Origin of the sequence: Romboutsia lituseburensis DSM 797 (assembly GCF_900103615.1) — a bacterium.
In the GTDB taxonomy this organism is placed as follows: domain Bacteria; phylum Bacillota; class Clostridia; order Peptostreptococcales; family Peptostreptococcaceae; genus Romboutsia_F; species Romboutsia_F lituseburensis.
Window position 1 is genome coordinate 1 of record NZ_FNGW01000014.1, and the last position, 17152, is coordinate 17152.

A 17152-nucleotide genomic window follows, 5' to 3' on the forward strand; every position below is an offset into this window, starting at 1 on the left:
GAGTATAAAACACAGTTATTAAATATAGTATTTTCAATGTTTTCGTTCAATATTTTTTAAAATTGTCAGTAGCTATTGTCAGTTTTTATTCTTAAAAAGTAAAAACCACATATTTATCCACATTTTATCCACACAGTAGGGGCTAGATTACTAGCCCCTATTTTTAATTATATTTCTCTTTCAAATATTGTAAACATAATATATATATTTTTTTATATAAATTAGTTTTTATATATAGACATGCACTTTTTCAATGTCATTTCGCATACGTATATATTAACTAGCAAATAAATTAGTATACGCTTCTAAACTGGTTTAGAAAATTTAGTTGCTGATTAGTTAATGGTTATATACGGTCATAGGCATACTCTATGTATTTAGAATATGCCTATTTTTATGTCTAAATAAAAAGAAGTTACCTACATTATGCAGGTAACTTACATACAAAACTAGAATATCCAGTATCTTCATTTTTAATTAAACATAGAGCATGATATCTTTCTAGCTCTGCTAAATCTGTTTCAGTATATCCATCTTTTTCAAAATACCTCTTAAGTTCATTATATACTTTTATATCTGTCCCTTGGATCAGTAAGAAGGATGCTCCAGATGCCAAAATACTCTTTTGTAAATTCTTAGTGCATTGGTCCAGATAATGAAGTGATAAAGTAGGTGTTAAATTAAACTTCCTACATTCTACTAATATATCTTCCATTAGCAACTGACAATGATAACTTTGATGTATTTCATTTATGAATAATTCTGTTTGTGTCTGTGTTGCCCCCTGCTCTTTCGCTATCCATATTTTTTGTAAAAAGAATGTAGCTAGTAAACTTCTCATAGTTTTGCTGAATTTCTTAGCTGGTATCTTAATTAATATAACCTTGCCTTCATTTATAGCTTTTATAAAATCTATATTATTTGAACTTTCATTTACATATGCTAATTTAGTAAAAATACTAGAGCTTTTAAGCTTACTTATCCTATCTAAAATTCCATCTATTTTAGTATCTGCATTTTCTATAGTTCCATTTTTTCTTTTAGATAGTTCTTCCAAGTCATCTATTTCATCTTTTAAAAGATCAGTTGCTGTTTTAGGAAGCCTAGATATTGTTTCATCTCTCTTTTTAGGATTCTTAAGAATATCTATAATATCTTTTAAACTAGAGTATTGATTAACTCTAAAAACTATAGTAGCAGCTGCATTTAAATATCTAAGCATTCTAGGTGTTAAAGTACTGTTAACATCATTTATTGTATCTAAGAGCATATTATATTGTTGTGCTTTCTGCATACATACATCTACTTTTTCGTATTCTGTCATGCTATCATTATAACTATATTCATCATATGAAAATGTTTGAAGCGTCTTAGGATTAGTACAATCAATTTCAATTAATCTATCTGGAGGAGTTATAGCCTTTATACTGTCTGCTAATTGACACTTATCTATATAATCTTCAACTATAAGTCCTCTACCAGCTTTTATAATATCCTTAGCTAAATTAGTCATGTAGTAATCCTTACCAGCTCCCATAGGACCTAATAGTACTCTACCCATTCTTTTCATTTGTTCATCTGTAGAATAATAAGTCATTTGTTTATTATCTTTAACTTTGACATCACCTATTCTAACATCACCATTTTCTAAACATCTTGGAGCTCTTAATTCTAGTATCTTATTATGTTTAATATTTTTATGTTGCTCAATGATATCTTTGCCAGCAACATTAATAAATTTTCCAGCTTCTAAAACAGAGGTATAATTACTTTTAACTTTTATATCATCCTTATAAAAATCTAAATCTTTTTTAACTTCTTGCATTTCTAATTCATTATCTCCATTTACACTGCTAAAAGTATTGTACAAAGTAGTACAAAGTTGATTTTCTCTATCTTTATTATCACTTTTAGCTATAATTATAGCTTGAGTTTTGATAATATCGCTCTTAGTTTTTCTAGTAGTGCTAGTAGATGTCTGCTTATCAAAAGGCACAATCATATTAACATTATTTGAAGATGTGTTTAAAAAGGCATTTAAAAGACCGTTTATAAAATCAACTAAAAATTTTAACGTTATAACACCTAAATCTATAATATTTTTAGATTTTTTTAAGTTTATACCTTTTTTAAAATTACATAAAGCTTCTCTAGAACTAATTTTAAAATAATTTTGTTCTTTTTGGCTCATAGGTATGAAGTTATAAAATATACCTACTGCTTCATCTGTTTGTAAAATTTCTAAAATACTCATATTTGCATTTAGCAAACTATTGTTTCTTTTATCTACATTTAGGCTTAATACATCGTTAAGTTTATATTGAAGTTGATACTTAGTACACTCATTTATATTTATAGGCAAACTATCAACTTTATTAATCTCCACATTTTTCCAAGTTTCCGATAACTTGGTTTTTACTTGACTATAAAAACATGAAGGTACTATAAAGTAAAATTCCGTACTTTGCTTACTTATATGAATGTAATAACTAAGTTTTAATTTACTTTCTATTATAAGCTTCTTATTCTCTATTCTAATTAATTTATCTAGCTTTTTATACATTGTATTAGCTAACACTAATATCTTATCTGTATTTGTATTCTTGCAACTCTTAGAAGGTATTACTTGGATATGTGTATACTCTGCTTTATTTACTTCTATACATTTAGACAATTTTATAGATATTCGTTTTTTAAACACCGAATACAAGGTTTCCTATTATTTTTATAAGCAGATATATAGCAGGACTTAATGTTGCTACTTTTTTACCTTTATCATATCCAAATACATACAGTATAAGAGCTACCATACCAACTATTAAACATGTATTAAAGCTTAGATCACTTACAAGTTGTAAAAATGAATGCATAGATTGTTCGAACCATCCATTAACCCAATTTTCTATCCAGCCGAATACATTATGAACACTTAAATAATCAAACATATTATAATCCCCCCTATTATTCTATTTCCATCTTGTAAATTCTTTTCCGCACTTATTGCAGATACAAATATATCTATCTTCTCTTTCCTCTATAATAGTGTAGTCGTTAGTTTCATAACATTTATTTGCCCAATCCATACTTATATCCCCCTTATTAAAGTTTTATCATTTCAAATAATCTTGGATAAATCATTATGAATATATAACACATCCAATATTGTACCCCAGCTAAAGAAGCTTGCTTGAAATTAGCACCACTTAGCATTTCTTCTACTAATCTTTTGAGTCCCATGCCTAAGCATCCCCATTTAGCAAAGCTCTTTAATAACTCTATCAATTGACCGAATGTAGCATCTAGTGAAGCTTCCATACTATCTGCAAATACAAAATTCATGTTATAGTTTAGTAATAATGCTGTGACTAAAATTAACTTACAATACATAATTTTATTTTCTTTTATGTGATCTAAAATTTTCTCTACTAATGATAGATCCTCTTTTCTGAACTCTCCAAATTTATATACTTTTGTATTATATTTTCCTAGTAACACTGTATAATCCCCCTTAGTTTAGGCAAAAATATTCTTATAAATAATTTTATCGGAGGTAATTTATATGGATATTCTTTGGTTTACTGCATTTGGTGTAATCGGTACTGCTCTAGAAATGTTAATGAAATAATTAATTTACGTGATTTATAACTCTTAATATCTTCTACTAAAACACATCTTAAGAAATTTATAGGTTTTTTTATCGTTGGTATAAGTGCAGATTTGTTTTCGCACTATTGATAGGTTAATTAGAATTATTTTGAAGTTTTAGAAGGGTTTTAGTAATATTTGTAGAAATATATCTAAGAATTATAATATTTTATTATAGTTCTAGTGTTAGGCTTCCATGGCTCTTGGTCGGGTAATGGAAGTCTTTTAATTTATTCATCTTTTATTGATTGTTTTTGGTCAAACTTTTCCTTTAAAAGGCTTTTCATATAAGCACTTTTTCCTATTGTTTCTGATTCACTCTCTAAAAAATCATGTAGCATAAGATCATTAACATTATTCTCTTTAAAACTAAGAGTAACCTTTATAGCCATGTTTTTTCCTCCTTTTTCTGTCTCTTTACTCCATCTTATGCCGCTTTACATCCAAAGATGTCTGTCCTATAAAAATTTTCATAAAAAAATAACCCTCAAGTATTAATACTCAAAGGTTATATTATATATCTAATTTTTCAAACTTGGTAGAACCCAAACATCACTAGACTTATCTATTATTTGATTAGCAGGTGTATTTCCAGATTTAACACTGTCTATAAGGTTTTTATCTAAAGTAAAGCTTATAACTTTACTTTCCGAACCATCTTCCATATCTGCAACAGCCCAGTATTGGATTTCATTGAATTGATCTCCACCTTGATTTTTTATTATATCTTCTACATTAAATTCATTTTGACTTATAGTTAGTTTATTATTTAAATTAGGCTCAATTTTAGTCTTTATTACTAGTATATCTTCAGTTATATTAGATGATAGAAATTCACCATGCTTTATAGTAAATTTCCTATTTGAATTTGAAGTTGAATCTACGTTCCCTTCAGCAAGTTTTATAGTTCCATCAATAGCTAACGAAGAGTAGTGATTTTTAGCTTCTTTAATTATGCCAGAAACATCATATTCTTCTATTTCAGGAACTTCTTCTTTTAATCCAAACACCTCATTTTTAGCTAAATACATAGAGTTATTTAATTCTTTAGTTAATGAAGGTAACACTGCGTTTATATATTTTTCTAAGCTGCTATTAAGTTTAGATTGATTTTTTTCTTCTAGAGAAGCTACTATTTCGTCTGATGAATTATCAATATTGATAGCCATGTTCTTTAGTAATATAACAGCATCTTTAAATGAGCTATTATCTATATCTTTTTCAAATACAGATATTTTATCTAATAGATCTGTACATATTTCTCTTGTATAATTTATCCTTTCTATAAAAATTTCTTTAGTAGTTACTTCATCATACGATAATACTTCGAAATATGTAGGTATTAAATCATTAGATGTCAGTTTAATACATTCTGAATATTTATCCCATATAGCTTCATCACCTTTAACTGAATTATTAATTTCAATATTTTTACCATCTTCCTGAACTTTAGTTTTAGAATTACAGGCAGTTAGACTTAAAGTTATCATAGTAATAAGTACTAATATTAGAGTTTTTTTCATATATGTCTCCCCTTTATTTTAATATCAACCAATAGTATATAATATCATCTGTGTCATATTTTGTAATTTTATGCCTAGTTTTTAAATTTTTGCATAAAAAATAGGATAGCTAATCAAAAGCTATCCTTTACTAATAATTTATATGTATTTACTTTCCAATAAATTCTAAACATTTTCTAATGGTTTAAGCTCTATCTTTTCCTTTTAGAGCTTCTCATTTAGCGTGTTTATTCTATATACTTTATTTACACACATGTATATTCATTGTAAGCTTAATTTAGTATTATCTATAGCAGCTACCACAAGGTATATATCCTTTTGATTTAGCTTGATTTCTTGTCATTTTTATTGCACCTTTCATACCATGAGCATTAGGTGATTTATGATATTTATTAGACGATGAGCTTCCTCCGTTTGCATAAACAATTCCTGAAGTATCGCTTGTATTTCCGTTGTCATTAGAGCTTCCACCATTAGAAGTTCCGCCTGTACTTGCAGGTGTTCCTACTCCACTAGCATTTATATTCCATCCACCTATAGTAGTGTTAGTTGCCATTACTCCACTTCCATAGAAATAATACCATTTACCTTGTATTTGTTGCCATCCTAAACTCATAGCACCGCTATTATTTAAATAATACCAGTTGCCACTTAATTGTTTCCATCCTTTAGCCATCACTCCGCTATTCTCTAAATAATACCAACTGTTTCCTACTTGTTCCCAACCTGTAGCCATTACTCCACTTCCTCTTAAGTAATACCAATTGCTACCAACTTGCTGCCATCCAGTTGCCATTGCTCCACTTTGTTTTAAGTAATACCAGTTTTTACCTACTTGTTGCCAACCAGTTGTCATTGCTCCATTAGATTGTAAATAGTACCAAACTCCATTCACTTGAGTCCATCCTTTTTGCATAACACCTGTTGAATTTAAGTAGTACCACTTATTAGCATCTTGTATCCAACCTTTTTGTTTAACTCCATTTTTATAGTAATACCAACTTCCATTTTCTTGAACCCAATTGTTTTTACTTGAAGTGTCTCCATTTGCTACCGATTGGCCATTTATAATTAAGTTGCTACAATCTAACTTAGCAACTATATCACCAGTAACATCAGTCCTCCATATTTTAGAACCTGCAGCAGTTAATCTATTTATTGCATTTGCATTAGGATGTCCATAAGAGTTATCCTTTCCTACGCTTATAACTGCATTTTCTGCTTTAGCTTTATTTAAAAAAGATTGTGTAGAACTATATGCAGATCCATGATGTGCAACTTTTAATATATCTACATCTGGTACTAAATTTTGAGAAACCATATCATTTTCTGTATTTTCTCCTATGTCTCCAGTAAGTAATACTTTTTTATTGCAATAATTAACTAATGTCACTACACTATCATCATTTCTATCTTCATAATCTTTAGTTGGTTGTATGAATTTTATTTCAGCTCCACCTATATTTAAATTTGTACCTGTCTTAGCATCTTTTATAGAACATCCTTCTTTACTAGCTAAATCTAACACATTTTTCCATGTCTGAGTTGTATGTGGTGCATCTGTAGGATAATAGAAGTTCTTAATATTTAGTTGCTTAAATACTTCTTGCATACCACCTACATGATCTGAATCAGGATGTGTAGCTATAAGATATTCAATATCAATATCTTTTTCTTGATTTTTCAAATAATTTACAACACTTTTTCCATATTTGCCATCTCCTGAGTCAATAAGCATATCAGTTCCATCTGGTAACTCAATATACGTCGCATCTCCTTGTCCTACATTAATAAAATGTACTTCTAATTGTTGAGATTTGATATCTGCATTAGACACAAATATACTTGATGTTACTAGCCCTAGTGCTAATGCACTAGCCATAATCTTTTGTTTAAATTTCATATATTCCCTCCAAATAAATTTTCTCCACAAGTATTATAAGCTAAAGTGTATGTCGTTTTTTGTATAATTTTGGTCATATTTAATATTTTTATTATTATTTTTTTAAATATTATATACCTTATATATACATATTATTTTTTTATAAAATAATGCATTAAATCATCAGAAATTTTACTAATATATATCCATTGAGGTCGAAAAAATACCTATTGGTGCAAAATATATTGAAAAAAATCAAAAAAAATATATATTAATTTGTAGAGATAAGTCTATATTTTTTATACAGATTATCTCTACAGTTAATTTAAATTTAACAGTTGAGACACCGAGATATGTGTAAAAAGTGTAAATATCTCTTATGGAACATTGAATTAACTAATGCTCAATATTTTAAAATAGTATTTTAAATAACTTTTTTATAAGTTTTACAATTAACTTTTTATAGGGTATAGAAATAAAAATACTTTCTATAGTTAATTTTATATGTAGATGAGTATTTATAGATGTAAAATACATAGATTTTTGTGTTTTCGGTATAGGGGAATAAATTTAAATATAACTAAGCTAAAAAATATATGCAAAAAAGAGGGGAAAACATGAAAAAAATTAATCGTAGTAGGTCAGTTTTATTAAGTTTAATATTGTCAGGAGTTACAATTAATTCTTTGCAAGTAGGCAAAGTATTTGCTGATGATGGTGGTTATAATAAAAAATGGATTGTTCATAAATCTGTAAGTGGAGAGGATACAGAATTATTAAATTCAAGAATAAGAACTATAACAAATAATATAGATTCACCTAAAAATTCTAATTCTGAATTATTATTATTGAGAGATCAATACTTAAATGATAATTATTCATTATACCAAAAATATGTTACTTGTGAACCATTATCAAAGGAAGAATTCATAGAAAATATTTTAAATGGTAGTAATGGATTATTAAATTATTTCAATGAAAGCTATAAAAATTTATCTGAAAATGAAAAATTAGAAAAAGAAGTTAAGTTGATGAGATATTGTAATGATAATGATATAATTTTAGACTCTTCTGGAAATTTTTACGAATCAATAGAAGCCTCATATCAATTAGATTGCTACTTAAAGGATGGTGGAAAAGATAACTTAATAAAAAGATCTAGTGACATGACAGATTCAGAATTATGCGAACAAAGCAACTTTTTAATTGATAATATGGAAGATTTACTTCAAAATACAGATGTTGATGTTGAGAGTATCGTTGAGCAAGTTATTCCTATAGGTGCAGATAATTTATCAGAAAAGCAAGTTGAAGAAATATTAGATAAAGCTAATGATAAAGCAATTAATTCAGAAGTTAAAAGCATAGCACCTAGGAATTTTAATCATTCAAAAAATATAAGTGAAAATAGTAGATTAGATAAATATATAAAATTAGTGAAAAATTTAAGCGATGAATATAATAAAGAAAATAATAATTTACCAATACTAAAATCAATTAATTCAATAAAAAGATCAGTAACAGCATCTTCATATCAAACTAATTGCTTAAACTATGCAAGAAAGCATGGCTATACTAATGGTTACTACGGAAGTAGTAATGACCGCAATGATGCACCATCTCCTTATTATAACTATAGAAAAAATGGTGAACATGATTGCGCTAACTTTGTATCTCAATGTTTACGTGCAGGAGGGGTAAGTTTTTGGAAGGATTGGTTTTTCAATAATAAAAATGACTATTCATACTCTTGGATAAGAGCTAAGGATTTTAGAACTCATTGGCAATCAAGAGTTCCTAGTGAGTATATGTATGTTACTAATTCATTAAGCTTTTTAAAACCAGCAACACCAATTAGTATTCTTAATCCAAGAAGTAACTTTGTAGCTACACATACTCTTATAACTACAGATAAACACAGTAATGGATATAATTTCTCTTATGCTGCTCATTCAGATCAAGGAAAAAGAACTAACTTGATAGCAAAATTACAAGCTCATAATACTCATAATGTAAAAAATAATGAAATAAAATATTATAAAGTTTACTGGTAAGAGGTGATTTTATGAAAAAAACAATCATTTTACTTATAACTACGCTACTTTTATTAATAGCTGTTGGATGTAATTCTCGTGATAATAAAAGCAACTATAATTATACATGGGATTATGAAACTGAAGAATACAAAAACATGAATGTTAGTGACTTAATTAGTTTGAGAGATAAATTAATTGATGATGAATTAAAAGGATTATCAAAAAGTGATTACGAACAACAAAAAAAAGAAATTTTAGGAAATAATAATTATCAATTAGTTGGATTTGTAAACTGCCTTTATACTGCTATGCCTGAAAAAGATAAGTTGATTAAACAAATCAAATTAATTAAGTACTTAGATTCTCTTGACTCAGGTATTGATCCAGCTGGAGAATTCATATATCAAACTAATATGAATTATCAGCTAAATGAATTCTTTACAATTAACAATTTGTGGACTGAAGAAAATAAAGAAAAACAATGCTTTGATCCAACTATTTTAGTTGATAATTTTGAAAAAATATATGAATATACAGATTTAAATAAGTATCTTGTATTTGAGTTAATTCGCTCTAGCTATGGTGATTATACAGGTAAATCAATATCATTAGAAAAAGAAATTTTCCTATTAAATGAATTAAAAAATATTAACGATAAAAAATCTGATAATAGATTAGTTGATGAAGATTACGAAAAAAATCTTTTTTTAAGTCATCTTAGATCTATGAAAACAGAATTTGAATCAAAATTAAAGGAAGAAAAATTAAGTCAAATTGAAAAAGAAAATATAAAATCTAATATAGAATTAATCAATAACTTGATTAAAAATTAGCTGCAACAAAGGAGTATCAATATTGATACTCCTTTAAATATGTTTTATAAAAAATGTAAACTTGGAATTGTCTACCTTTTACGTTTTAGACGGGAAACTCCAAAATCATCCTATTTTGGTAGGGTTAATAATATATACGCATAATAATTATAGTATAATTTACTTTCCAACAAAATCTAAACATTTTCTAACAGTTTCAGCTCTGTCTTTCCCTAATACAATTCCATATATCTCACCATTATTAAGTGCTTTTATAGCTCTTTCAGCATCTCCACCTACTACGAATAGATTTGTAGCTTCCCATTTAACATGATCTTTAACATGCTTTAAGATACAATCATCTTTGTACCAAGAGATTATTTCTGCTCCAACTCGATCTACATCATTTCCGTACAATACACAGTTTTTATAACGCTTAGTATTCTCTGTATCTGGTGGTTTGATATCATTAATTGTTTTATTTAGTACACCTTCAACAACTTTTCTAGCAATTAATCTAAGTTCATGGTCTTCATCTGCTTTATTATAATCTATTTTATTATCACAGAAAAAATACTCATTCAATATTGCAACAGGTTTAGTTTGAGTTAGTATGTATAGATCGTCTCTAGCTTTTATATCTCTATCTTCCCATATATCATCTAGTTTATCGTTAACTCTTTGAGCTACTTCTTTACCTTTTACACTACCTTTAGAATACAAAGTTTCAGTCCCCTTAGCAGTTCCATTAAACGCATTCAAGTGACTTTCTATAACTAAATCATATCCTCCACTATGTATCTTATTTAATTTATAATTTTTTTCTTCTTTAGCTGATAGAAATTGTCTTTCTGGACATTGAATGCAGTCGGCTTCTACTCCTTGATTTTTAAATTCATCAACTAATATAGGTACAAATTTCTTGCACCATCTATATTCATTTACCCCTCCTTTAGAAGTTCCATCAGCACTTGTTATATTTCCATTTTTTAAAACACTATGACCTATTGTACATGCTATTTTTTTAAACATATTACTTTACCTCCTCATTAGCTTCTTTTAAATCTTCTATTTCTGCAAATATTTTTCGTCCCCAAAACGCTATCGTTCCACCTATTAATCCTGTTATCAAACCTTCTTTAGTTTGATTAAAGAACCAACCACCAAGTCCACCTATAACTAGCATTAATAAAGCTTGATAGCTAACTGGTACAGGTGGCTCCCATTTTTCTAATATCATCTTTATTCCTATCATAACTATTAAAAGTTCTATAATTGATTTTATCTCTATCATTTTTACTCTCCTTAAATTTTCGTATTAAAAAAGACAAGCTATAAATCAGCTTGCCTTTAAAATTATTATTATACTGCCGCTGTGTTGTTAAAGTCTATTGAACTTGTAAATCCTTTAGAATGGAATCCAGTTACAGTACAACATTCATTAACTACATATGGTGGATATGTATTGCTATCACAGTTTACAACTTTTGAATGAGAATATGGTAATGCAAAACCACTTTCATCAACTGGTATTGCTTCTGATATTTTAGCATTTCTGAAGTATGCTCTACCATAACCAATACTATTTGATACATAATGAGTACTTGATTTAGGTACAAGGTTTAATTCATGAGTTACTTTATATACGTTACCATCTGCTGCTTCTTCTGCTATAGTCCCTAATGGTTTATCCTCAGGTAAATATCTATTTAATTTGATAACTAAATTACCATTAACGTATAAGCATAAATATTTATCATTCCCAAACTTTTTGCCTTTAAATTTAACTTCAACATTTTGTCCCGTTATGTCTGGTAGACGTTTCTCTATCCATGAATTATTGCCATTTAATCCACCGTTTACAAATGCAGCCCAATAACCATCTCTTCTTAATATACCACCATCAAAATACCCTCCATTTTTTGTACATATACTTATGAAAAACTCTGGGAATACTGCATGTGTATCATCCCACTTACCAAATTGGTTATAGTCAGTTGGAATTTGTATAAAACAAGACCCTCCTGTACATCTTTTTGTAGCTGAGCTAGAAACATCTTGGAATAATGCAGTTCTAAATCCTGCCATAATAATTACCTCCTATAATTTTAATATTTTGTATTACATATATTACAGAGTAATTTTTAGTAAAAAATGTAAACTAAAAATAATATTTTTTTAATTTATCTAAAGCTTTATTTTTATTAGAATAAACTGATTGTCTTGAAATACCTAAAGCACATGCTATTTCATTATCTGTTAATTTATTTATATATTTACTTATAATAATCTTTTTTTGTATGTCATTTAAACAATCAAGCATTTCATAAATTTCTACTTTATTAGTTTGTAAGTATTCTTTTTCAGTATTTATTTCATCATCATATACAATAATTTCATTATTAAATTTAGAGTTTGACTTATATAACATATTAGATTTATTATCTAAGCAAATATTTAAATATTTAAATATGCCATTATCAGATTTATTTTTTAAATTACATATATTAATAGACTTAATTAATTCTATAAAATATATTTTTAAATCAATTTCAGCACATTCATAACTTAATTTTTTAGATAGTTTATTTATTTTCAACTCAAACTTATTTAAAAGTTCTAAAATTATTTCATTCTCTCCATTTTGATATTTTAAAATTGTGTCAACTAAATTTATTGTAATCATCCCCTAATTGTCAAAAAAAGAGCTACTATTTTATTAGTAACTCTCTTTTGCTTGTTTTTATGTATAAAAAAAGAACTATTCTATGTAGTCCTTGCTAGTTTTTTATAATTTTAATTAGTTTTTCTTTTTGAGCGTCATCTATCCAACCTTTTAAAACGGCATTATTAATTTCTTTTTCACCCAAAGTTTTTTTCTCGCACATTCTTAATAAAGTTTCATACATGGTATATTCCTCCCTACTTATTTAATGAATCTAATACTAATTGTTCTATTGTTGATTCTAATTCAGATATTCTTTTTAGACTTTCAGGATCTTGTGCATATCCTTTTTTCATATTATCTATATACTTTTGAGCCACTTCATCTGAAGTTGAGTTCTCAGGCATTAGAAGATTAGCCCTCATGACATCAACTGATTCTACATAGAATACTGTTCCTGACTGTTTCACTAGGAATACATCTCCCTCCCTTAGGTGAGAATTCTCCTTCAACCAGTAACTTGCTGGAAATCCTTTTATATCCGATTTCTTGTCCCACATTTCATAACTAAACATATTGTTATTCCTCCCTTATTAATTAGTTTTTTGATTAAATAATTGTATTTTGTGAATACCATACTCACCGTGTGCCGAGAATAATATAAAGTCTTCGGTTTCAATAGGAACTACATATGAACCTACTGAAGAGGTTACACATATAATTTGATGAGTATCCATATTATATCTGAACCATCCATACTTTGAACCCGCTTGAGGGTAAAAGAATATATCTCTATCTACTAATACACCCGGATGAGATTGAACAAAGCAAGGAACACCCTCCTTCACCCAGTTTGGGTATAAGTACTCCATCTCAACACCCTTTCTAAGTAAGGATATAGTATGAGAATTAGCATCATATTTCATAATGTGTACTATATAGTAGTTTGCAGAGTCATTCCCTATCATTATAAACTGATTATTACCTATATGACATACTGAGGGAGCAGTTCTTAGAGTTATACCCGAAGGAAACACTATATTCGTAAGGTTTGTCTCTACATTAGTATTTGCGTCATATTTATGTACAGCTAGCTGTTTACCTACCTCCATTATTTTCAATGTGAATATAAAATCTGTACCATAAACAGCCCTTGGCCTATTTCCATTGTAAGACCTTACCCTAGAGAATGTGTTTGCATCCACATCTAGCTTCCATATAGATGATCCAGGGCAATCCATAATTTTAAGATTTCCATACTTATAGTCTTGTACTTCGAACATCTTATAGTCAACCTGAGCTGGATCTTGTTTATAGTCTAAAGTATCAAATTCCATATCATATACTAAAGCTTGTTTATGAGTGCCAGACATAGGAGGACGTGGATAGAAATGTACCTTGTTTCCTTTACTGACTATATTATAGGGAACAGCTTTACTACTAAGAGTGAATGCATCTGGTCCAAGTACTCCATATTGTACTGCAATACCTGCTTTCTCTAAGCTACTTCCTTTTGAACCGTCAAAGTAACCTCCAAGGTCCCCATGTATTACCCACTTGCTGTCTATGGAATACCCTTATATTATTAAAGTCGCTTAATGAAGTAGCTTTCTGATAACAGAATCCATTTAAATTAGTATGTTGCATTACTTCTATATACCACCAACCTTGATTACCCTTTGGAGCATTAGTGAATTTCTCTCCATTATACACACCAGCTTTAGTAAGTGTGTTAAGATCATACCCTGCATTCAGTAATTGAGCTGTTCCATTGTCAGAAGTAAGTTTATGTTTTTGTCCTTTATTTACTGTATCTTTAAGGGTATTATAATTGACTTGCACTGAATTCCCATCAGCCATCTGCATATTATCAGCTTTAAGTCCATTCTCTATCTTGTCTTCAAGGGCTAGAATTCTATTTGCTAATTGTCCAGCTGCATCCTCTCCTAATACACCTTTGATAGTATCAAACCAAGCCATGAAGTCCTTTTCCCACTTACCTGTTGATTCACCCATCCAGTGTTTAATGTCTTCCCCTCTCTCCATTATAAAAGCATCAAGTTTTCTATATAGTTCTGTAGTATCTATAGTCTGTACTGTTTGAGTAACTATACCACATAACTCAGAGTTTAATATCTGGTCAGTTATTTTAGATTGAAGTATATTCATAATTCCAGGATCTATCTTTATGTCACATAAAGCTAACTCATATGCATCTACATCCCTTTGTAGTGTAGGAGGCACTGGATTACTATTAAATACTCCAGCTTTAACTTTAGCAGTTATCTCTCTATTAACAAAGTCGCATCTTAGTACCACTCTGTCTATACGAGATAGTACTGCATCAGCTGGTCCTATAGTTAATGTTAGGTTATCAGTATTAGTATATGCATATCCATTAATAAAGGCATAACCAGGTGATAATGAAACGGTCATATCACCATTAGTACTAACTCTTAATGCACTACTTGGATTAGGAAATACTCCATTACCTATGAAATTAGCAAAATATGCAGCCCAGTCTGTAGCTTTGTATTTTCTGTCTCCATTTAAGGATGTAAAGAAACTACTCTTTTCCATATTAATCACCTATCTTTCTTTTTATCTTATCTATTAAAGTTGGTATGTTATTCCCAACTCTTACGTCTATTTGTAATCCTTCTTTTGTGTAAGTCTCCACTATTTGAGTTATTCTTTCGTTGAGCATTATACCTAGCTCTCTATCCATAAGAGTTACTTTATCTCCTAAGTCATAATCTTCTCTATAAATTAGCCCTTCAGTTTGTATTATATCTCCTTCGTAAGTAAGAGTTTCTTCACAATCTGATAGCTTTTCTAAACCTCTTTGCTTAAGTAGTTCATTATACTCATTGATAGGTATACTGACTTCATTTTCTCCAGATACTCTTTTATCAGATATATCCCTAGCATCTACAAATAATTCTCTTCTATCTAACCCACTTACTTCTGAATTTAACATAAGAGTCTTTCTAGCTTTACCTTCTCCAGCACCAGCTACTAAGCATGTATTCTTTAACTCAGAATCACTATCTACAAATGTTTGACCTTCTATGTTCTCGAAGTCAACTGAGAATATAGCTGGTGCATTAGTCTCCTGTAGTGCTGTTCTATCCTTACCTTTATAAAACTCTATTCCTATTTTAAAGTCGCTCTCATCAAAATATGACCTTATACCTAACTCTGATTCTTTTATAACCTCTATGACTTCTTTGTTTAAATTCTTATAATGGCTTACTCTGCTTATTTCTTTTCCTAGATCTTTGTATATGCCTAACTTAAGAAAAGGAATAACCCTTTTTAAATCTTCACAGTTTATACAATTCTTATCTATTAAAGCTCTAGCCACTGTTTCAGAGTTTCCTTTCTCTTCTTGTTGAAATAAAGTTATTCTTCTGTCTAACCATCCATCATGAGATAGTCCTCTTATAGTCAAGAAGTTAATTCCATCATCATCTTTTGATATACTTCTGTGGTCTATATAAATAGATTCTTTCATATCTGGAGCCTTAACTAGTGTGTATCCATTCTGAAACAATTCCATATTGTCAAAGTTCGGAGGAACTTTTATTGTAATCTTATCAGGATCATAATAGTTTCTCTCCCACATGAATGAATCAAACTCATCTATATTTCCTATTAACTTCATATTTTTATCAAATACATACAAATTCATATTTATACCCCCAAGAAATATTCAGTATGGTATATAAAGACTTCTAGCTGTTCTAAAAGTTCCTCTGCATCATACCTTATAATATTGTCGCCTTCTTCAAGCCACATGAATGTACTTCTAAAATCTAGTAAGTTAAATATATTTTTAGTTACTCCATTTAACTTACTAGTTACTCTCTTCTTACCTCTATGAGTAGTTACAGTTATTTCTTCTCCAGGATCCATAGTCTTATTTATCTTTATATATTCTTTAGTATATACATTATATATAGAGGGATTCTTTACCCTGGACCTAGCCCTGAATACCACTCTTATAGGTGTTGGAGATTCTCCCTGATTCTTTATATCAGCTACTATAGAATTGTTTCTAATAGATAACTCTTTACCTTCTTCTTCAATCTCTAAATCAAAGAAGAAATTGCCTATATCATTACCAAAGTCGGTTCTTATTTCATTCTCGGCTTCAAAGTATGGATAAGGCATCAAAAGTTGAATTTGAAACTCAACTAATTGATTTAGTGTAGAATAATCATCTTTAAACTCAGGAGCTTGGATAACTCTAAGGTTACTAGCTTTCCTTTGGCAAGTTTCTTTGTATATTATCATAGTACCTGATAACTTAGGATTAAAAGCTTTATATAAGTCTCTTTTCAGTTTCTCTCTTTGAACTTCTGTATCAACAAATATATAGCAATTTAAAGTTAATACTCTTTCTTTTAATATCACAGAATGTACTGTACTTCCATCCTGGTATAAAGTTTGAGTAGTAATTGGATCAGCATCCATACCATGAAATCCTTTAGGTTCATATAAAAAGAGAGGGCCATTATGATCTAATGTAATAGATTGCCCTCTCTCATTTACATATTTTATTTTATCTATCATAGTGATCCTCC

General features: G+C 28.9%; 18 protein-coding genes. 2 read left to right on the forward strand and 16 right to left on the reverse strand.

Annotated features, from left to right (window positions below):
• Positions 1–424: 424 nt before the first annotated feature.
• From BLP75_RS16760 to BLP75_RS16780, 6 genes are all read right to left on the reverse strand, one after another.
• Positions 425–2701: a hypothetical protein gene (locus BLP75_RS16760; RefSeq protein ID WP_092727696.1), complete on the reverse strand. Its 2277-nt coding sequence runs from the start codon at positions 2699–2701 to the stop codon at positions 425–427.
• Positions 2694–2945, reverse strand: coding sequence for a hypothetical protein (locus BLP75_RS16765; protein ID WP_092727697.1), 252 nt, complete (start codon positions 2943–2945; stop codon positions 2694–2696). Before BLP75_RS16765 ends, BLP75_RS16760 begins: the two co-directional genes overlap by 8 nt.
• A 154-nt stretch (positions 2946–3099) precedes the next feature.
• Positions 3100–3495, reverse strand: a complete 396-nt coding sequence (locus tag BLP75_RS16770) for a hypothetical protein (RefSeq protein WP_092727698.1) — start codon at positions 3493–3495, stop codon at positions 3100–3102.
• A gap of 380 nt (positions 3496–3875) precedes the next feature.
• Positions 3876–4037, reverse strand: coding sequence for a hypothetical protein (locus tag BLP75_RS18235; protein ID WP_170139130.1), 162 nt, complete (start codon positions 4035–4037; stop codon positions 3876–3878).
• A gap of 129 nt (positions 4038–4166) precedes the next feature.
• Complete coding sequence (locus tag BLP75_RS18300) at positions 4167–5168, reverse strand: hypothetical protein (RefSeq protein ID WP_207645442.1); 1002 nt, start codon at positions 5166–5168, stop codon at positions 4167–4169.
• Between the two features lie 283 nt (positions 5169–5451).
• Positions 5452–7071, reverse strand: coding sequence for an MBL fold metallo-hydrolase (locus tag BLP75_RS16780; RefSeq protein ID WP_092727699.1), 1620 nt, complete (start codon positions 7069–7071; stop codon positions 5452–5454).
• 596 nt (positions 7072–7667) lie between these two features.
• On the opposite strand from BLP75_RS16780, the gene BLP75_RS18450 reads away from it, so the two are divergent.
• Positions 7668–9104, forward strand: a complete 1437-nt coding sequence (locus BLP75_RS18450; RefSeq protein ID WP_242872455.1) for an amidase domain-containing protein — start codon at positions 7668–7670, stop codon at positions 9102–9104.
• Between the two features lie 11 nt (positions 9105–9115).
• Complete coding sequence (locus tag BLP75_RS16790) at positions 9116–9919, forward strand: hypothetical protein (protein WP_092727700.1); 804 nt, start codon at positions 9116–9118, stop codon at positions 9917–9919.
• Positions 9920–10078: 159 nt separating this feature from the next.
• Here the strand turns inward: BLP75_RS16790 and BLP75_RS16795 are convergent, their stop codons facing one another.
• The 10 genes from BLP75_RS16795 to BLP75_RS16835 form a co-directional block, all read right to left on the reverse strand.
• Positions 10079–10930 (reverse strand): N-acetylmuramoyl-L-alanine amidase, encoded by an 852-nt coding sequence (locus BLP75_RS16795; RefSeq protein ID WP_092727701.1) that lies wholly within the window; start codon positions 10928–10930, stop codon positions 10079–10081.
• 1 nt (position 10931) lies between these two features.
• On the reverse strand, positions 10932–11192 hold the full coding sequence (locus BLP75_RS16800; RefSeq protein WP_092727702.1) for a hypothetical protein: 261 nt from the start codon (positions 11190–11192) through the stop codon (positions 10932–10934).
• 68 nt (positions 11193–11260) lie between these two features.
• Positions 11261–11986 (reverse strand): hypothetical protein, encoded by a 726-nt coding sequence (locus BLP75_RS16805; RefSeq protein ID WP_092727703.1) that lies wholly within the window; start codon positions 11984–11986, stop codon positions 11261–11263.
• A 73-nt stretch (positions 11987–12059) separates the two neighbouring features.
• A complete protein-coding gene (locus BLP75_RS16810) occupies positions 12060–12584 on the reverse strand; it encodes a sigma-70 family RNA polymerase sigma factor (protein ID WP_092727704.1) in 525 nt (174 codons plus the stop codon).
• 94 nt (positions 12585–12678) lie between these two features.
• Entirely contained in the window at positions 12679–12807 is a 129-nt protein-coding gene (locus BLP75_RS18025; RefSeq protein ID WP_139149861.1) for an XkdX family protein, read from the reverse strand.
• A 13-nt stretch (positions 12808–12820) separates the two neighbouring features.
• Entirely contained in the window at positions 12821–13138 is a 318-nt protein-coding gene (locus BLP75_RS16815; protein WP_092727705.1) for a hypothetical protein, read from the reverse strand.
• 18 nt (positions 13139–13156) lie between these two features.
• Positions 13157–13900 (reverse strand): hypothetical protein, encoded by a 744-nt coding sequence (locus BLP75_RS16820; protein ID WP_170139131.1) that lies wholly within the window; start codon positions 13898–13900, stop codon positions 13157–13159.
• A gap of 184 nt (positions 13901–14084) precedes the next feature.
• On the reverse strand, positions 14085–15143 hold the full coding sequence (locus BLP75_RS16825; RefSeq protein ID WP_092727707.1) for a pyocin knob domain-containing protein: 1059 nt from the start codon (positions 15141–15143) through the stop codon (positions 14085–14087).
• A 1-nt stretch (position 15144) separates the two neighbouring features.
• Entirely contained in the window at positions 15145–16257 is a 1113-nt protein-coding gene (locus BLP75_RS16830) for a siphovirus ReqiPepy6 Gp37-like family protein (protein ID WP_092727708.1), read from the reverse strand.
• Between the two features lie 2 nt (positions 16258–16259).
• Complete coding sequence (locus tag BLP75_RS16835; protein ID WP_092727709.1) at positions 16260–17141, reverse strand: phage tail family protein; 882 nt, start codon at positions 17139–17141, stop codon at positions 16260–16262.
• Between the last annotated feature and the right edge of the window lie 11 nt (positions 17142–17152).